The 17762-nt window shown below is 33.3% G+C and carries 19 protein-coding genes; 9 read left to right on the top strand and 10 right to left on the bottom strand.

Annotation, left to right across the window (positions count from 1 at the left end; genetic code table 11):
- Positions 1–5: 5 nt before the first annotated feature.
- Positions 6–914, bottom strand: coding sequence for a 16S rRNA (cytosine(1402)-N(4))-methyltransferase RsmH (rsmH, locus tag AC3ITQ_RS09140; protein WP_194658082.1), 909 nt, complete (start codon positions 912–914; stop codon positions 6–8).
- On the bottom strand, positions 889–1362 hold the full coding sequence (gene mraZ / locus AC3ITQ_RS09135; protein ID WP_026985666.1) for a division/cell wall cluster transcriptional repressor MraZ: 474 nt from the start codon (positions 1360–1362) through the stop codon (positions 889–891). The genes rsmH and mraZ overlap by 26 nt, the downstream gene beginning before the upstream one ends.
- 378 nt (positions 1363–1740) lie before the next feature.
- Between mraZ and AC3ITQ_RS09130 the strand changes: the two genes are divergently transcribed.
- The 4 genes from AC3ITQ_RS09130 (at position 1741) to AC3ITQ_RS09115 (ending at position 4568) form a co-directional block, all read left to right on the top strand.
- Positions 1741–2505 (top strand): alpha/beta fold hydrolase, encoded by a 765-nt coding sequence (locus AC3ITQ_RS09130; RefSeq protein WP_026985665.1) that lies wholly within the window; start codon positions 1741–1743, stop codon positions 2503–2505.
- A gap of 42 nt (positions 2506–2547) precedes the next feature.
- Positions 2548–3168 (top strand): ribosome biogenesis GTP-binding protein YihA/YsxC, encoded by a 621-nt coding sequence (yihA, locus tag AC3ITQ_RS09125; RefSeq protein WP_026985664.1) that lies wholly within the window; start codon positions 2548–2550, stop codon positions 3166–3168.
- 124 nt (positions 3169–3292) lie between these two features.
- Positions 3293–3883, top strand: coding sequence for a hypothetical protein (locus tag AC3ITQ_RS09120; protein ID WP_489238228.1), 591 nt, complete (start codon positions 3293–3295; stop codon positions 3881–3883).
- A gap of 55 nt (positions 3884–3938) precedes the next feature.
- The gene (locus AC3ITQ_RS09115; protein ID WP_489238226.1) at positions 3939–4568 is read left to right on the top strand and encodes a hypothetical protein; all 630 of its coding nucleotides are present in this window, start codon (positions 3939–3941) and stop codon (positions 4566–4568) included.
- A 72-nt stretch (positions 4569–4640) separates the two neighbouring features.
- Here AC3ITQ_RS09115 and gldC read toward each other — a convergent pair whose 3' ends face one another.
- The gene (gene gldC / locus AC3ITQ_RS09110; RefSeq protein ID WP_026985662.1) at positions 4641–4976 is read right to left on the bottom strand and encodes a gliding motility protein GldC; all 336 of its coding nucleotides are present in this window, start codon (positions 4974–4976) and stop codon (positions 4641–4643) included.
- On the bottom strand, positions 4976–5932 hold the full coding sequence (gene gldB, locus AC3ITQ_RS09105; protein WP_489238224.1) for a gliding motility lipoprotein GldB: 957 nt from the start codon (positions 5930–5932) through the stop codon (positions 4976–4978). Before gldB ends, gldC begins: the two co-directional genes overlap by 1 nt.
- A 99-nt stretch (positions 5933–6031) precedes the next feature.
- Between gldB and nadE the strand changes: the two genes are divergently transcribed.
- A complete protein-coding gene (gene nadE, locus AC3ITQ_RS09100; RefSeq protein WP_489238222.1) occupies positions 6032–6838 on the top strand; it encodes an NAD(+) synthase in 807 nt (268 codons plus the stop codon).
- Between the two features lie 96 nt (positions 6839–6934).
- Complete coding sequence (locus tag AC3ITQ_RS09095; RefSeq protein ID WP_026730588.1) at positions 6935–7564, top strand: response regulator transcription factor; 630 nt, start codon at positions 6935–6937, stop codon at positions 7562–7564.
- On the opposite strand, the gene dnaG is transcribed toward AC3ITQ_RS09095, so the two are convergent.
- From dnaG to AC3ITQ_RS09070, 5 genes are all read right to left on the bottom strand, one after another.
- A complete protein-coding gene (dnaG, locus tag AC3ITQ_RS09090) occupies positions 7561–9627 on the bottom strand; it encodes a DNA primase (RefSeq protein WP_489238220.1) in 2067 nt (688 codons plus the stop codon). The two genes, AC3ITQ_RS09095 and dnaG, sit on opposite strands and share 4 nt — an antisense overlap.
- Positions 9628–9755: 128 nt before the next feature.
- Complete coding sequence (locus AC3ITQ_RS09085) at positions 9756–10847, bottom strand: porin family protein (RefSeq protein ID WP_489238218.1); 1092 nt, start codon at positions 10845–10847, stop codon at positions 9756–9758.
- A 43-nt stretch (positions 10848–10890) separates the two neighbouring features.
- Positions 10891–11616: a hypothetical protein gene (locus tag AC3ITQ_RS09080; RefSeq protein ID WP_489238217.1), complete on the bottom strand. Its 726-nt coding sequence runs from the start codon at positions 11614–11616 to the stop codon at positions 10891–10893.
- Complete coding sequence (locus AC3ITQ_RS09075; protein WP_489238215.1) at positions 11603–12163, bottom strand: RNA polymerase sigma factor; 561 nt, start codon at positions 12161–12163, stop codon at positions 11603–11605. The genes AC3ITQ_RS09080 and AC3ITQ_RS09075 overlap by 14 nt, the downstream gene beginning before the upstream one ends.
- Positions 12164–12352: 189 nt before the next feature.
- Positions 12353–13330, bottom strand: a complete 978-nt coding sequence (locus AC3ITQ_RS09070) for a polyprenyl synthetase family protein (RefSeq protein WP_489238213.1) — start codon at positions 13328–13330, stop codon at positions 12353–12355.
- A gap of 158 nt (positions 13331–13488) precedes the next feature.
- On the opposite strand from AC3ITQ_RS09070, the gene AC3ITQ_RS09065 reads away from it, so the two are divergent.
- Complete coding sequence (locus AC3ITQ_RS09065) at positions 13489–14349, top strand: hypothetical protein (protein WP_489238211.1); 861 nt, start codon at positions 13489–13491, stop codon at positions 14347–14349.
- An 87-nt stretch (positions 14350–14436) separates the two neighbouring features.
- Here the strand turns inward: AC3ITQ_RS09065 and rlmN are convergent, their stop codons facing one another.
- A complete protein-coding gene (gene rlmN, locus AC3ITQ_RS09060; protein WP_489238209.1) occupies positions 14437–15480 on the bottom strand; it encodes a dual-specificity RNA methyltransferase RlmN in 1044 nt (347 codons plus the stop codon).
- A gap of 311 nt (positions 15481–15791) precedes the next feature.
- On the opposite strand from rlmN, the gene AC3ITQ_RS09055 reads away from it, so the two are divergent.
- Together AC3ITQ_RS09055 and AC3ITQ_RS09050 are read left to right on the top strand one after the other, a co-directional pair.
- Positions 15792–16361 carry a YceI family protein gene (locus tag AC3ITQ_RS09055; protein WP_489238208.1) on the top strand — a complete coding sequence of 190 codons (570 nt, stop codon included), beginning with the start codon at positions 15792–15794 and terminating at the stop codon, positions 16359–16361.
- A 5-nt stretch (positions 16362–16366) separates the two neighbouring features.
- Complete coding sequence (locus AC3ITQ_RS09050) at positions 16367–17758, top strand: hypothetical protein (protein WP_489238206.1); 1392 nt, start codon at positions 16367–16369, stop codon at positions 17756–17758.
- Positions 17759–17762: the final 4 nt, after the last annotated feature.

The following is a 17762-nucleotide window of genomic DNA, read 5'->3' as shown; positions in this document are numbered from 1 at the left end:
TTATATTATATCTTTTCAGCAATTCTTAATTTTGCACTTCTTGCTCTGTTGTTGATTTTAATTTCAGCATCATCAGGAACAATCAATTTTCCGATGGTTTTAAACGGAACTGAAAAGTTTCCATAAAAATCACGTTCCGGTTCTCCTTCAAACATTCCGTTTTTGATAAATCTTTTTACCAATCTGTCTTCTAAAGAATGATAAGAGATTACTGAAAACCTTCCTCCCGGATTTAGAATTTCTAATGATTGCTCAATAAACTCTTTCAAAACATCCATTTCCTGATTTACCTCAATTCGAATCGCCTGATAAATCTGGGCTAATATTTTATTCTTAACTCTTTCAGGTAAATATTTTGCCAAAACCACTTTTAATTCGTCTGTCGTTTTGATTGGATATTTCTCTCTGGCTTCTACAATTGTTCTTGCCAAAGCGGGTGCGTTTTTCAACTCCCCATAATCAAAAAAAACACGACGTAAATCCTGTTCTTCATATTCATTAACCACCCGATAAGCATTTAAATCATTTTTTTGACTCATCCGCATATCCAGTTCGGCATCAAATCTTGTAGAGAATCCTCTTTCCGGAACATCAAACTGATGGGATGAAACTCCTAAATCGGCCAGGATTCCATCTACTCCTTTAACACCGTGAAAACGTAAAAACCTTTTTATAAATCTAAAGTTCTCATTAATTAAAGTAAACCTTTCATCCGGCAATGCATTTGCAAGTGCATCCTCATCCTGATCAAAAGCAAATAATTTACCGTTTGGCCCTAATCGTCTCAAAATTTCTTTTGAATGCCCACCGCCTCCAAACGTAACATCTACATAAATGCCGTCAGGTTTAATATTTAAACCATCAACTGTAGGATGAAGTAAAACCGGATTATGATATTCCATTGTCGTCGTCATTAATATTTCCCATTACTTCTTCGGCCAGATCTGCAAAATCCATATCTTCGCCGCTTATTGATTTTTCATATAAATCCTTATCCCAAATTTCCACAATATTAACCGCAGATGAAAAAACCACATCTTTAGCAATACCAGAAAAAGCTACCAAATCTTTTGGCACCAACAATCTCCCTAATGCATCAATTTCTACCATTTTAACTCCGGCAGTAAATCTTCGAATGAAATCATTGTTCTTTTTTACAAAACGATTTAGCTTGTTGATTTTTTGCATCATCAGGTTCCACTCTTCCATCGGATACAATTCTAAACACGGTTGAAAAACAGAGCGCTTCAAAACGAATCCGTCCTGAAGAGAAGAAGCCAATTGCTTTTTCAAAGGCGCAGGCATCATTAGCCTCCCTTTAGCATCGACTTTACACTCATATGTTCCAACAATTGTGTTCAAGAAAAATCAATTAATATGTTATAGGACAAAAATATAAAAAATATTACCACATTTTACCACAATATACCACTTTGTTAATAAGTTTAACCACTTTCCTACCACTACACCCAATTTACCATAAATCAATACCTTAGCTAATTATTACTGAATTTTCAATTCCATTAATCAATCGAAAAAAATATGCATCATTTTTCTTAAAAAAATGTCTATTCCGTAAGTTTCTTAACATTTAGCAAATACACCAAAAACACCCCTAAAATCTGATTTATAAGCACTTAGATGTTCTACGAAAATTATCTAGTTAAAAAACGGTACCAAAAATTCATTTTTATTTATTAAACCCTATATTTGTCCAAATTGAAATTGGCATTAAATTAGATGGACAAACACTACAAAAAAGAAGGCAAATACAGCTATTATGAAGCTGGAGAAGGAACTCCTATCGTTATTTTACATGGCTTAATGGGAGGCCTTAGTAACTTTGATGCTGTAGCCGAATATTTTCCAACAAAAGGATACAAAGTTGTCATCCCTGATTTGCCAATATACACGCAAAGCATTTTAAAAACGAACGTAAAAAGCTTTGCAAAATATGTAAAAGACTTTATTACTTTTAAAGGTTTTGATCAGGTAATTTTATTAGGTAACTCACTAGGAGGACATATTGCACTTTATCACACAAAATTATATCCTGAAAAAGTAGCAGGACTTGTAATTACCGGAAGCTCTGGTCTTTACGAAAGTGCTATGGGAGATAGTTACCCCAAAAGAGGTGATTATGAATACATCAAAAAGAAAGCTGAGGATGTATTTTATGATCCTGCAATTGCCACTCCCGAACTTATTGATGAAGTTTATGCAACGGTTAATGACCGTATTAAATTAATCAAAACCTTAACGATTGCCAAGAGCGCAATTCGTCATAATATGGCTAAAGATTTGCCAAAAATGACAGTGGAAACCTGTATTATATGGGGGAAAAATGACGCCGTTACACCACCAAATGTTGCCGAAGAATTTGATAAATTATTGCCTAATTCAACTTTGTATTGGATAGACAAATGTGGACACGCTGCTATGATGGAACATCCTCAGGAATTCAATAAAATTCTTGAAGAATGGCTCGTTAAAAAGAATTTATAGCATCTAACTTTCGACTTTTAGGAGGTTTTAAAAACAAAAAACATGAAAATTACAACCGCTGAATTTATTGTCAGCAATTCTGAAGTTGCAAAATGTCCTGCGGAATTTTTGCCGGAATATGCTTTTATCGGAAGATCAAACGTTGGTAAGTCTTCGTTGATCAATATGCTTACCAATCACAAAAATTTAGCAAAAACTTCAGGAAGGCCTGGAAAAACACAATTAATAAATCACTTTAAAATCAATAATAATTGGTTCTTAGTCGATTTACCTGGTTATGGTTACGCGAAAGTATCTAAAAAAACAAAATCAGTTTTCCAGCAATTTATTACCGATTACTTCGAAACCAGAGAGCAATTAGTTTGCGCTTTTGTTTTAATTGATATTCGTCACGAAGCTCAAAATATAGATATTGAATTTATGTCTTATATGGGTGAAAGCGAAATTCCGTTTTGTATTATTTTTACGAAAGCAGATAAAATCAGTAAAACAAAAATTGATTCTCATATTGCAGCATACAAAAAACAAATGTTTGCTAACAACTGGGAAGAAATGCCTCAATATTTTGTAACCTCATCAACAGAATCAACTGGAAAAGAAGATCTTTTATCTTATATCGATGAAGTAAATCAGGAAGTATTTAAAAACAATTCACAATTTTAGAAAATAAATTATAATTTTTAAAATCTCAAATTCCAACTTATAAGTTAGAATTTGAGATTTTTTATTTGCAGAAAATTCTTAACAAAGAAAATAAATTATATTTGCTTAAAACCAACTTATCACTATGAAGATTTTTTCTTACTTTCTAATCTTATTATTCCTTTCTTCTTGTAACACTACTCATTATTTCGTAATCAGCAAAAGCCATACTGAGGGGATAGATTTCTCTAACGGAAAATGGTTAATCGGTGACATTTCAGTAAATCCATACGCTAAGGACAAAATAACTAATTTAGTTTTAAAAGATTTTTCAGAATATCTAGGTGAGAGAGTAAAATATTCATTGGTTGAAAAATCATTATTACTACCTCAACAAGTTCGCCTTAATCCAAGTAAATCAACAATTTTAGATTTAAAAAAAGGAGCTGATTTCGATTATTATGTAAATATTAAATGTAAAAATGCAAAAAATGATTTAAGCGATTTTGACTTTGCAGATCATTTTTACTATAAAAAACAAATGTCTTTTGCAGAAGTTACATTACAAGTATATGATTTAAATCTTGGAGAAATAATTTATTCACAAACAGTAGGAGGCTCAATAGAAGACGATAATAGCTTCACAAATAAACCTACGACTACAATTATATTAGGCACTTACAATAAAATTATAAATGACATAAAAGAGAAATCTATTAAACCAGTTGCTAAATAATTCTTTTGATGCAAATAAAAAAACCAAATTCAATATTTGGAATAAAATATATTTTATGAAGAACAACAAACTATTCTTTTTCATCTTTACAATCCTCGCCTTAGCATCTTGCGCCTCAAAAACTTATATGTTTACGTCGGGACCACGATCTGGTGTTGATTTTACTTCCGGAAAATGGCTGATGAACGAATTAGACTGTCCAAAAAAATCTAAAGATAAATTAACCGAAGAGTCTTTAACCTTTTTTAAAAAGAATTTAGGCGAACGTCTCTTCTATATAAATGATGTGAACGGGTTACTTGTTACCAGAAAGATTCCGTTAAATCCAAGCAAAACAAAACTAAAAGAACTAAAAGACGGAACTGGTTTTGATTTTTTTATCAATATTTCGACAAAGAAAAATAAAAGCGATCTTTTCGCAATTGAGCTCTATCAAACCGATAATGAAGTAGGGAAAAATGAAGCGTCTGTACTTGTTGAAATTTATGATTTGAACTCTCAGGAAATTATCTACTCGCAAAATGTGGTTGGGGTTGCAAGAAAAACAAAAAACGAATCTGTCTGGGCAACAGAAAAATCAGATAAGCTTATCGATAACATCGATTTTTACAAAACATCAAATAAATTAATGGCCGGAGCTTTAAAAAAATTATTTAAAGATTTAGACAAAAGATCGGTTAAATAAATTCCAACAAAAAAATTCCAAATTCCAATTTGCAAGACTTGGAGTTTGGAATTTTTTATTTTGAAATTTAGATTACTTTGTCAGTTCCAATTTTTCTGCAAAATAGTCACAAAAATCTTTCATAGTGTCTGACATTTTCTCATCGTCAGTTGCGCGCTTAAAAGTATCCGACATTGCTACTAAAGTCTGGTGAAAGAAAATCTTCATTTCATCAACCGGCATATCTTTTGTCCATAAGTCAATACGCATCGTTTCTTTGGCTTTACTGTCCCAAATAGACAACATAATTGCCTTTGCTTCTTCGGCCTGTACTCCGCCGTCTTGCGCGCTCCACGTTAATTTTTCCGGAACACGGTTTTCATCTAATTCTATATTGAATTTAATCTCTGAGTTTATTGTATCTGACATTATTTCTTAGGTTTATATTTTGACTTCTCGAAAATCTCTTTATTATCTGTTTTTAACAATTCCGGCAAAGTAACATTGTTATTCTTCATATACGAACGCACTATTTGCCAGCCGATCCAAGCCCCAACTCTTCCTGGTGTATCATTATCTATTTCCAGATAAAATTTAGAAAACGGTCCCGGTGTCATAAATCGGGTTGTTAATTTAGGATCATCGCTGTAGAGCATTTCCTTTTCAAGAAAATAACGCCACATGTAAGCTTCATTTTCCTCGCACCATTTTATCTGTTCAGGTGTATAACCAATTTTATCAGCATCTGTATATTCCGGTAGCAATAAATCTTTTGCGTACAATTGTTTACCTTCAAAAATCATTTGAGAAACTAAATTCCTATCCGGAAACGCCGGAATATTTCTGTAAGCAAAACTCGAAACCACATCTGGCATGATTTGTTTTTCCTCAAAATTCTGCTTCACGTAATTCGGAAATTCATAAAACTTATGATCTTTCCCTAAGTATAATTCCAAAGCTACAATTACCAGACTATCAGCATAAATTGCTTTCGCATTATAATCCATTTCACCAATCACAGTAATTACTTTTGGAGTTTTAGTTTTAGGAAAATAATATTTAACATGCTGAAAAAGTGAATTAAACTCCTGACGCACAGGTTCAAAATTTGAATATTTTTTCTGCACCTCTTCATACACTTCTCTCCAAATTGGCTCCTGCATTTTCTGCAGCCAAACTGAATCATCATTACCCGCAGGAAAAAAGAAAGGATATTGTCTTTTTACTTTGGCTAAATCCTCAGGTTTTGTTTCAAAAAATACTTTATCAAAACGTTCTACTGTAATATCAACCGGAATTTCTTCAACTTCTTTTTCGACTTTGCTTTTTTGATCACAAGACAAAAAAAACAGGGATAGAACCACTATAAAGCGATATATTTTCATTTTATTTTAATTAGATTTGTGTTGCATAAATTTAAATATAGACATACTTAAAAATATTTGTGCAAATATACATCCCTGTATCTTAAAACTTGAACTATTATGGCTAAAAAAAGTACAATTCAAACAGAAAAAGTAAATACCCACATTGTAAATTGGTTAAAAAATTATGCTAACAGTGCAAAACTAAATGGTTTTGTAATTGGAATTTCCGGCGGAGTTGATTCTGCTGTAACTTCTACATTATGTGCCCAAACCGGTTTACAGGTTTTATGTGTTGAAATGCCAATTCACCAGGCTGCAAGTCAAGTTTCAAGAGGAAGAGAACATATTGACCAATTAAAGAAACGTTTTCCGAACGTGTCAAGTATAGAAACTGATTTAACGGCTACTTTTGAAGCTTTTAAAAGCTCCGTTCCAAAAACAGATGACGAAGCCAAAGTGAGCCTGTCTTTAGCTAATACACGCGCTCGTATAAGAATGACATCCCTGTATTACTTAGCAGGTATTCACGGACTTTTGGTAGCCGGAACAGGAAATAAAGTAGAAGATTTTGGAGTAGGATTTTATACTAAATATGGAGATGGCGGCGTTGATTTAAGTCCGATTGCTGATTTAATGAAATCTGATGTTTATGCTCTTGGAGAATTTTTAGCAATTCCAAATTCAATTTTAACAGCAGCTCCAACAGATGGCCTTTTTGGCGATAACAGAACCGATGAAGATCAATTAGGAGCAAGTTATGATGAACTTGAATGGGCCATGTTAGCGGCGGAGTCAGGAAAAACGGCAGGTGACTTTAATGGGAGAGAAAAATCTGTCTTTGAAATTTATAAACGATTAAACACCAGCAACAAGCATAAAATGGATGCTATACCGGTCTGCATAATACCAAAAACGTTAAAATAAAACTTTTTAACATTTACCTTCGATTAATTACAGAATTTATTTATTAATTTTACAGCTCCAAAAACATGATAAAACAATTCTAAAAAGGTAAAAATTATGATTAAAGTATGTCTTGCAGACAATCATCCTGTGACTCACTTTGGCGTTAAGTCTTATTTTAAAGACCACGATCAAATTTCAATTGTTGCCAATGTGGGCAATTTTTCAATGGTTAGAGATATTCTTCAAACGAAGGAAATTGACATCCTAATTCTAGATTTAGAGTTAGAAGGTCTTTCTAGTATCTTTGAAGTTAAATCAATCCTGAAAAACTTCCCAAAAACAAAAATTGTAATTTTTAGTGACCTCGCTGAACAAATGTATGCTCCAAATGCAATTAAAGCAGGAGTTTCCGGGTATGTACACAAAACAGAAAAACTTGAAACTTTAGGTCTTTCTATTATCAAAGTACATGAAGGAAAAATTATCATCAACGAGACTGTACGTAAAAACATGGCTCTAATTGCTAAACAAAGCAAAAGCGAACGTTTGTACAGAAAACTGTCAAATCGCGAGATTGAAGTTTTACGTTATTTAAGTGATGGTAAGAAAAACAATGAAATCTCTAAAATCTTAAATCTGAACGAAAAAACGATCAGTACTTACAAATTAAGATTATTGACTAAATTGAATGTTACTAATTTAGTTGACTTAGTTAACAAAGCGAAGACTTTAGAAATTATTTAATGGTATCTCGACATTACTCTTCCGAGTTTTTTCGAGAATGAATTAACTAAACTTGAGTAATCCATTACCATAGACAAAAGCTCTGTATTATCTGAATTATCAGGTTGTATAGAGCTTTTTAATTCTTCAATAATTTTACCCACTAAAAACCAACGCATAGACATAACTGTTTCAGTTACATATTGTGCTATCGTTTCGTGTTTCCCCTTTGTGAAAATATTCTGCCCCTCCCAATCATGAAGAGCTAATCTTTCATCTTCCATTAAAATATCTGTAACTTCCTGAGCGAAATCAGGCTGTAAACGCATTAAATATTGTTCAAGACTAAACTTTTCATTTTGATGATAAAAAGCAATTAAATCAGTAAAAATATCCCGGAATAAATTATTGGAAAGTTCTACCTCGTCTTCCTGCAAACTCAAATAAATTCGCTGAAAAACTTTGTATTGTCTCTTTTCAGAGACCATTACAATCTCCCCTTCTTCATTATTTTTTAAAAGTACATCTTCAAATTCTTCTGTTTTATCGCCATAAAGCAATAAAATTTCAATTACTTTTCGCTCCAGACGATATAATACATCAACCTTTTCGCTTTGTTGTTGTTGTTGAGGATATCCCGGTTCTTCAAAATAACCCTCAGGCGGTCCATTTCTTGGATCTTCCGGGTCTCCTCCTGAAAAACCAGTATTTTTGGGATTCTGGTTTCTAACAACTTCAAAAGGTTTTTGTTCCTGCTTTTGCTTTTTATTGGCTTCGGTAAGATCTTTTTGAATCAACTGTGCCAACGTGCTCACCAAAACCTGCTCCGAAATATCCATAATTCGGGCACATTCCTGAGTATAAACTTCACGCTGAATACGATCCGGAATTTTCGAAATACTAACAACCATATCGCGAATCAAATCGGCTTTTTTTATAGGATCGTTTTTGGCCTCTTTCATTAGAAGAGACGCTTTAAACTGTATAAAATCTTTACTGTTTTCTTCTAAATAAGCTACTAAATCATCATGAGAATTTTTTCGGGCAAAACTGTCCGGATCTTCTCCGTCAGGAAAACCACAAACTCTTACATTCATACCTTCTTCCAGAATCAAATCGATTCCACGAATAGAAGCACGAAGTCCTGCAGCGTCGCCATCAAAAAGCACGGTAATATTTCTGGTCAGACGATTTACTAATCGGATTTGATCTGGCGTTAAGGCTGTACCGGAAGAAGCCACAACATTCTCAATTCCGGCCTGATTAAACTGAATTACATCTGTATACCCTTCAACCAAATAACAATTATTTTGTTTTGCTATTGCCTGCTTGGCCTGATAAATTCCATAAAGAACTTTACTTTTATGGTAAATATCACTTTCAGGCGAGTTTAAATACTTCGCCGCTTTTTTATCATTCGTTAAAATACGTCCTCCAAAACCCAAAACACGTCCCGACATACTTTCAATCGGAAACATTACACGACCTTTAAAACGGTCAAAAGGACGATCTTCTCTTGGAATTGTCAAACCGGTACTTTCAAGAAATTCAAGCTTATATCCTTTACCCAAAGCTTCTTTGGTTAAAGCATCCCACGTTTCCGGAGAATATCCCAAGCTAAACTTTTTAATCGTCTCATTTGTAAAACCTCTTTCTTTAAAATAAGAAAGCCCAATTGCTTTTCCTTCCTCTGAATTTAAAAGTGTTTTATGAAAATAATCTTTTGCAAATTCTGAAACCAAATACATACTTTCACGAACATCAGTTATCGCTTTTTCAGCATCTGTTTGTTCGGTCTCTTCAATCTCGATATTGTATTTTTTGGCCAAATATCGAATGGCTTCCGGATAGGTAAATTGCGAGTGCTCCATTAGGAATTTAACAGAGTTCCCTCCTTTACCGGTACTAAAATCTTTCCAGATTCCTTTTGCAGGCGACACCATGAACGACGGAGAGCGCTCATCTGAGAATGGACTCAATCCTTTAAAATTACTTCCGGCACGTTTTAAATTAACAAAATCACCAATAACCTCCTCTACACGAGCAGTTTCAAAAACAGAATCAATTGTACTTTGTGAGATCAAAACGTAAAATAATTTAAAAGTTGAGAGCTTGTAAAAATACATAAATCCATCTTGAAATTTATCGATTTGTCACATAAAAAAAGCGCCTTTTTCAAAGCGCTTTCCTTACTAACTAATTTAATTTTTATTTAATTAAAATCGAAACGTATACCTAATGAAATATTATTCTCCTTTACAGGATTGTCTTGAAATATCGGGTTCAAATCATATTTCAAATACAAACTTGTTTCCTTATAGCCTATATAGGTACTTAGCCCGTAAATAAAGTTGTTCGTATTAAAGTCTCCTTTTGTTTTTTGCGTCGTTTTATAATCATTGTCTTCGTACTTTAAAATCTGTTTCGATTTTACATTAATTCCTGTATACCCTCCAACTCCCAAACGAAAACCTTTATGGGTTCTAAAATAACTTTTACCTTCATAATTGCCATCTTTTGAAAAATCAAATTCTAAATGAACAGGAACTACCAAATAAACATTTCTAAAGCGTGATTCTTTTAAATTTATTGGGTTGGTCACTAATTCTGTTACCTCATTATTGACAACAAAACTGCGATTATCTGTTGGTCGAAGATTATTATACATTAACGAAAGTCCGTATTTAGCATGCAATAAATTATTATTAGCCATTATTCTTGAGTTAAATGTAAAACCCCACTCGTAGAAATGTGATCCTATAAAACTATAATTTGAATCCTGAAGTTTCCCATCAACCATAGTACTATTTAATCCTGCGGCAAACACAAATTGAGATGTTGTTCTTTTAGATTCTCTTTTAACTTTTGCCTCTCTTCCCTCATAAACTTTCATAGAAGGAATATTAATCTCTGTTTGATTCGGTCTAATAGAATCATTGCTTCCGCCAAGTAAAATAATTGTTCCTCCTCGTTCTTTCTTATAATCTATTTTGCCATCTACCTTTTCCTGAACTAATTCTTGTAATTTATCTTGTTCTATTGCCGTTCTGTTTTCGATGTTACGTGCTCTAATTTCAGCAAAATTTTTCTTTTTCTTTTCAGCTTCTTCCTTAGAAATTGTTCCTTCAATTAATTGACTGTTTACCTCGTCAATTTCTTTTTTTAAAGCTGCTTTTTCCTCAGTAGTAATTTTTTCAATGCTTACAGCTATTGTTTTTGCTTTGTTCTCAAAAGTTTCCTGCCCTATCATTTTATTGACTAATAAGAAGAATAAAATAAATAAATAAATGGTAAAATTTTTCATGATTGTTTTTTTTGATTGATGATTTGATTGATGATTTTAATAATTACTCTTTAACATTTCTATTAGCAACAGCCACTTTGACTGTTTGATAATTTCTATTGATTTTAGAAATAAGTTTTTCTCTGAAAGAGAGTTCTAGTTCTCCATCGACTTGATTAAGTAAATCATTAGCATTTATTCTGACTCTTGATTTTGGCTTAGTCGAATTTTCAGCAATTATTGTTTTTTCGGCCGAATCCAATAATTGATCTACTGTTTCGCTTTTAGAAGTTTCGACAACTAAAGTTTGATTGTTGATTGCTTGTTTTTCCTGATTGTTTTTGATGATGATTGAAGACTCCGCTATTTGATTTGATTCATTTTTAATGGTTTTATTTGTGTTTTGATTATGATTTATTTTTTCTGCAATTGAAATTTGAGTAGAAGTTTGAGTGGCATCTTTTTCAGAAACAGCAATTTCCGTTTTAACCGAATCGATTGCATTTAATATCGGTTTTACTACCGAATCCTCTTTAATATTTTCCTCAACAACAACTGAATTCATAGGGGGTTCAATTGTTTTTTTCTGGTTAAAAAAGAAAGTTCCAACCAATAAAAACCCAACAAGGCTTGCTGCGATGTATAACCATTTGTTTTTCTTTTTTGGCTGTTTCTTTTCTTCAGCAACACTCAACATTGCATCCAATCGATCCCAGGCTTTGTCACTTGGTTCAATTTTGCGTTTATTTAGTTTTTCACGGAAATCCTTTTCAAAATTATTCGGTTCCATTATCTTGTTTTTTTAAAATAGTAATTTGTGTTTGCAGCATTTTTCTGGCGTGCGATAATTGCGATTTCGATGTTCCTTCATTAATCCCCAACATCTTGGCAATTTCATTGTGTTTGTATCCTTCGATGGCGTATAAATTGAAAACCATTTTATAACCGTCCGGCAAAGCATCAATTAAAAACTGAATCTGATCTATTGAAAACTGACTGTCAATTGCATTGAAACTTTCTTCTATATAAATTTCATCTTCGGTAAATTTTACTTTTTTCTGAACTCTTAAATACGAAATACATTCGTTCACCATAATTCGGCGAATCCAGCCTTCAAAACTCCCTTTATGTTCAAATTTGTTTAAGTTGGTAAATACTTTCATGAAAGCGGTTATCATTACATCTTCGGCCAATTGAATGTCTTTTATATATTGTCGACAAACACTCAGCATTTTTGAAGAAAACCGACTATATATCTGCTGTTGTGCTTGTCGATTATTTTCGACAGCCAACTTTATAAGTTCAGTTTCTTCTTGATGTAAATGAATAATTTTCATTTATAAGCGTTTCGGTTTTGGTTTACTAACAGACTTCTATTAGCATAGACGAGTAAGGTTGAGAAATGGTTGCATGGGAAATAAAAAAAAATCAAAAAAGAAATTCCAAATTCCAAAATAAAACACAAAAAAACTGATTTACAACCAAGTAAAGCAATTATCTAATTGACAAATTTTCTAATTATCTAATTATTTTTTTCTCTCAATAACGTAATTCACCATCAAAACAAGAGCAGCTTTAAACTCAGAATCAGGGTAATTCTCTAAAAGTAAAAGTGCTTCGTGCTGAAATTGCACCATTTTATTTTCGGCATAAGCCAAACCATTATTGTCTTTTACAAAAGCAATAACTTCTTTGACGCGTTTTTTGTCTTTGTTGTGGTTTTTGATGGAGTTGATCAACCACTTTTTTTCTTGCGGAGTACAAGTATTTAAAACATGAATTAAAGGCAAAGTCATTTTTTGCTCTTTAATATCGATTCCGGTTGGTTTACCTATTGCTTCTTCGCTGTAATCGAACAAGTCATCCTTGATTTGAAAAGCCATTCCGATAAGCTCGCCAAATTTTCGCATATTCTCCACCTGAATATCATCTTCAATTACCGATTTTGCGCCAAGCGCACAACAAGCCGCGATAAGTGTAGCGGTCTTTTTTCGGATGATTTCGTAATAAACATCTTCAGTAATATCAAGTCTTCTGGCTTTTTCTATCTGAAGCAATTCCCCTTCGCTCATTTCACGAACGGCAACTGAAATAATACGAAGTAAATCAAAATCACCATTATCTATCGATAGCAATAATCCTTTCGATAATAAGTAATCACCAACCAAAACAGCTATTTTATTTTTCCAAAGTGCATTTATTGAGAAAAATCCACGACGGCGATTACTGTCGTCTACCACATCATCATGAACTAAAGTAGCGGTATGAATTAATTCAATTACAGATGCTCCACGATACGTTCTTTCGTTTACAATCCCGGCAGAAACCATTTTTGCTGTCAGAAAAACAAACATAGGACGCATTTGTTTTCCTTTACGATTTACGATGTAATATGTGATACGGTTCAGTAAAGCCACCTTTGAGGTCATCGATTCATGGAACTTTTTTTCAAAAAGTTCCATCTCGTTAAAAATGGGCTGTTTTATTTGAGAAGTAATATTCATTTCGATTCCAAATATACTATTTTAAATAAAAAAACGTTGTGTATTTTACGTTAGTATATCAACAATTTGTACACTAATGTAAATTCACCACCCAAAACATAATCTGGTTAAAGCCTAATTTGAGTTCATTAATTAAAATCACGTAAAACTAATTTATTATGAAAACAAAATTTTTATTTATTGGAACATTAGTGGCTTTATCTTTTTTTATCAGCTGTAATTCTGATGAAAAAACAAATGACGGAACATCAGCAGCCATTTCTAAAGATGAAATAGTTACAAATTCTAAAATTGACGCCTCGATAGATGATGTAACTAATATTGCTGAAGATCAATTTAGCGCACAACAAAATGTGACAAGCAAACCAAGCGGGCCGGTAAAAAATTTCCTTCCGAGTTGTGCTATTATTACAACAGTATTAACTAACAATACCTGGACCAGAACTGTCGATTTTGGTGTTGAAGGCTGTACCTTAGAAAATGGAAATACTGTAAAAGGAAAAATGGTTATTTCGTTCTCAAATGACTTTTCTGCTTCAACACAGACCATTAGTTATACTTTTGATGGATTTTATCACAATGGCAAAAAACTTCAGGGTAGTAAAAGCATCGTACGAACTGTAAAAACAACCGATTTACTGGCAACAGCACATCCTGTATTTACCGCTGCAATCGACCTGACCATTACTTTTGATGACGGAGGCGTTTACACCAGAAAAGGTTCTTTGGTTAAAGAAATGGTAGAAGGTTATGATACCTGGTTCAATTGGGAAGACAATGCTTATTTGGTAACCGGAAGCGGCACAACCACTTTTCCAAATGGAGATACCTTTTCAGCTGAAATCACAACACCTTTACAATTTAAAGCAATATGTAAAAAATCATTTGCTGTAAAAGGAATTGTTTCTGTAACTAAAAATGGTGCTTCGGCAGTTATTGATTACGGAGACGGAAGTTGCGACACACTTGCTAAAATCACAAAAGACGGCGTAACGGAAGAAATCGATTTGAAAAAATAAGAATCCTTTTTGCCCAGAAAAAAAGCATTAAGAACAAGAAGATCTCTCGTTTTTAATGCTTTTTTGCTTATTTAAAATATCAGGAACTTATCCTTCTTTATTTGCCAATTGCCCGCAGGCAGCGTCAATATCTTTTCCGCGACTGCGACGTACTTTTACTACTACTCCAATATTCTCTAAAGCTTTAATGTAAGCCATAATAGATTCTTCAGAAGCTTGCTGAAACTCACCGTCATCAATTGGATTATATTCAATTAAATTAACCTTACAAGGCACATATTTACAGAATTTCACCAAAGCATCAATTGAGGCTTTGTCGTCGTTAATTCCCTTCCATACCACATATTCGTACGAGATTTTGCTTTTCGTTTTTCTGTACCAATATTCTAAAGCTTCACGTAAATCTTTTAAAGGAAAATTCACACTGAAAGGCATGATGCGCGCTCGAATTTCGTCGATTGCCGAATGTAATGAAACTGCCAATTTGAATTTCACATCATCATCAGCCATTTTCTTAATTATTTTCGGAATTCCGGAAGTTGAAACCATGATTCGTTTTGGTGACATTCCCAAACCTTCTGATGATGTAACCATATCTATTGCTTTAATGACATTATTATAATTCATTAAAGGCTCTCCCATTCCCATAAAAACAATATTCGAAAGCGGATGATTGTGATATAAACGACTTTCTTTATCAATTGCCAGAATCTGATCGTAGATTTCTCCCGGTTCCAGATTACGCATTCTTTTCAATCTTGATGTTGCGCAGAAATTACAATCTAAACTACAACCCACCTGGCTTGACACACAAGCCGTTGTTCTGGTATCGGTTGGAATCAAAACGGATTCTACCACTAAACCATCATGTAAACGAACTGCATTTTTTACTGTTCCGTCACTACTACGTTGCATGGTATCAACCTTAATATGGTTGATAACAAAATTATCTTCAAGCATAGAACGTGTTGTTTTGGCAACATTCGTCATATCCTCAAAACTATGTGCTCCTTTGCTCCACAACCATTCATAGACTTGATTTCCACGAAAAGCTTTGTCATTATTTGCGACAAAAAAATCTCGTAATTGATCTTTTGATAAGGCTCTTATGTCTTTTTTCTCGATTTGCATGGTGCAAATTTAAGTATTTGTTCATTTCTAACAGTATAAACTACGATACAATCTTAAAAATTGATATCTGAGCAATTCTAAAAATTACTAATTCTACAATTTTAACACTCCTTTTTACATCCCTAACCTGCGAAACAATTGCTGAAATCGATGTAGTTATAAATATAATTTTAATAAAATTTTAACAATGATTTTTATCAGTAAAATCTCATAATATGAATAATACATTTGGTTCAAGTTAACAAAGGATGCTATTAGTACTAAGGCAGAATTGGCGAAAAGCCACAAACATTTCAATAAATATTATCAAAATGAAATCAAGAAAAATAAAGTTACTCGCAATTGTAATTTCCTTTCTGGGAATCTCATCATTTGCATCTGCTCAAAAAAATTATGCTTTAGACAGTAAATCGACCTTTTCCGTTTCAGGAACTTCGACGCTGCATGATTGGGAAATGAAATCGGCTTCCGGAAACGGAACCGCCAATTTATCGATTGCCAATTCTAAGCTTACAGATATCGAATCACTTTCTATTACTCTTTTAGCAGAAAGCATTAAAAGTGAGAAAAAAAGCATGGATAAAGTAGCTTACGAAACTTTAAAAACGGACAAGCAAAAAAACATTAAATATGTTCTAAAATCTGCCGAAAAGATAAACGAAACTACCTGGGAACTTACAGGAACTTACACTATTGCAGGAGTTAGTAAAATCTTAAAAACTACCGTAAAAACAACTATTACGAAAGATGGGGTAAACATGCAGGGAAGTAACAAAATTACTTTTACTGATTTTGGAATGAAGTCTCCAACTGCCTTGTTAGGAACCATCAAAACTGGTCAGGATTTGACCTTAAAATTTAATCTAAACTTTAATTTATAATCGCCATGAAAAAAATCTATATCCTATTTATCGCCTTAGCAAGTGCGTTTGCTGTAAATGCGCAAGTCAGTTTTGGACACATTCAGAACCAAATTCCACGAAGTCAAAAAGGAATCAATCAATTTGACGTCAAAAAAGACACTGTATCTTACAAAGGATTAAGTGTTGATATGGGAGCTGCATTTGCCCTTCAATTTCAAGCTTTAAACTCATTTAATGATCAAAAAGATTTAGCAACCGCTCCTGGTTACAGATTAAATAATCTCGAAAATAATTTTAATTTACCTAATGCCAATTTCACTATTGGAGCCCAATTATATGATGGTGTGCGTGTAAACTTAGATGTATATCTGGCTTCAAGGCATCATAATGAAACCTGGGTAAAAGGCGGTTATCTTCAAATTGACAAACTAGACTTCATTAAAAAAGATTTCTTAGCTGATTTCATGCAATATACAACTATCAAAATTGGTCAAATGGAGAATAATTATGGTGATGCCCATTTTAGAAGATCAGACAATGGAAACGCATTTATGAATCCGTTCGTAGGCAATAATATAATGGATGCTTTCATTACCGAAATGGGTGCTGAACTTTACTACAACAGATCAGGATTTGTGAGTATGATTGGCGTTACCAATTCTAAATTAAACCAAAGTGTAGCTGAAATTGTCCCGGCTCCAACGACACCCTTAAAACCAGATGCAAACACTACAATTAGTCCTTCAATAATTGCAAAATTAGGTTGGGACAAACAAATCAACGAACATTTGAGAATCAGACTTACTGGATCGTATTATCACACGGCAAATTCTAGTGGAAATTTATATGCTTCAGACAGAGCAGGAAGTCGTTTTTATGGCGTAATGAGTCATGCTGATTATAATGTGATAACCCCGGCAACACAAGCAGTTATTTCTTCTGTTGCCAACAATTTTGATCCAACGGCCAATAAAGATACTGGGCGTTTTAATCCTGGATACGGAAACTGGGCTACATCATATATGGTTAATCCATTTATTAAATATAAAGGTCTTGAGTTTTTTGGAACTTTAGAATTTACCTCTGGCGGCGACTTCAAAGGTACTGATGACACTCGTAAAGTAAATCAATACGTTGGAGACCTGGTATATCGTTTTGGAGAAGGAGAAAGATTTTATGTGGGCGGAAAATACAATTTAGTTGATGGAAAACTTTCAAATGCAAATGCTGAAGCTATCCAAATAAACAGATTTGAAGGCGCAGCTGGCTGGTTTATGACAAAAAATATTTTGGCCAAATTAGAATATGTTGATCAGAATTATAAAAACTTCGCTCAATTTAATGGCACAACTCCAAATGATCTCTTCGGAGGCAGCTTTAAAGGAATAATGTTTGAGGCGGTTATTTCATTCTGATAAG

This window comes from Flavobacterium sp. KH_001 (genome assembly GCF_057840745.1).
Note: the sequence above shows the minus strand (reverse complement) of the source record. Positions and strands in the feature narration are given on the sequence as shown.

Bases quoted from the DNA above. Each gene is read 5' to 3' on its own strand.
- AC3ITQ_RS09055 (WP_489238208.1), top strand. From the start codon at position 15,792: ATGAAATCAAGAAAAATAAAGTTACTCGCAATTGTAATTTCCTTTCTG.
- AC3ITQ_RS09120 (WP_489238228.1), top strand. From the start codon at position 3,293: ATGAAGATTTTTTCTTACTTTCTAATCTTATTATTCCTTTCTTCTTGT.
- AC3ITQ_RS09115 (WP_489238226.1), top strand. From the start codon at position 3,939: ATGAAGAACAACAAACTATTCTTTTTCATCTTTACAATCCTCGCCTTA.
- AC3ITQ_RS09065 (WP_489238211.1), top strand. From the start codon at position 13,489: ATGAAAACAAAATTTTTATTTATTGGAACATTAGTGGCTTTATCTTTT.
- AC3ITQ_RS09050 (WP_489238206.1), top strand. From the start codon at position 16,367: ATGAAAAAAATCTATATCCTATTTATCGCCTTAGCAAGTGCGTTTGCT.
- gldC (WP_026985662.1), bottom strand. From the start codon at position 4,976: ATGTCAGATACAATAAACTCAGAGATTAAATTCAATATAGAATTAGAT.
- AC3ITQ_RS09130 (WP_026985665.1), top strand. From the start codon at position 1,741: ATGGACAAACACTACAAAAAAGAAGGCAAATACAGCTATTATGAAGCT.
- nadE (WP_489238222.1), top strand. From the start codon at position 6,032: ATGGCTAAAAAAAGTACAATTCAAACAGAAAAAGTAAATACCCACATT.
- yihA (WP_026985664.1), top strand. From the start codon at position 2,548: ATGAAAATTACAACCGCTGAATTTATTGTCAGCAATTCTGAAGTTGCA.
- AC3ITQ_RS09095 (WP_026730588.1), top strand. From the start codon at position 6,935: ATGATTAAAGTATGTCTTGCAGACAATCATCCTGTGACTCACTTTGGC.
- AC3ITQ_RS09070 (WP_489238213.1), bottom strand. From the start codon at position 13,330: ATGAATATTACTTCTCAAATAAAACAGCCCATTTTTAACGAGATGGAA.
- gldB (WP_489238224.1), bottom strand. From the start codon at position 5,932: ATGAAAATATATCGCTTTATAGTGGTTCTATCCCTGTTTTTTTTGTCT.
- rlmN (WP_489238209.1), bottom strand. From the start codon at position 15,480: ATGCAAATCGAGAAAAAAGACATAAGAGCCTTATCAAAAGATCAATTA.
- AC3ITQ_RS09075 (WP_489238215.1), bottom strand. From the start codon at position 12,163: ATGAAAATTATTCATTTACATCAAGAAGAAACTGAACTTATAAAGTTG.
- rsmH (WP_194658082.1), bottom strand. From the start codon at position 914: ATGACGACGACAATGGAATATCATAATCCGGTTTTACTTCATCCTACA.
- AC3ITQ_RS09080 (WP_489238217.1), bottom strand. From the start codon at position 11,616: ATGGAACCGAATAATTTTGAAAAGGATTTCCGTGAAAAACTAAATAAA.
- AC3ITQ_RS09085 (WP_489238218.1), bottom strand. From the start codon at position 10,847: ATGAAAAATTTTACCATTTATTTATTTATTTTATTCTTCTTATTAGTC.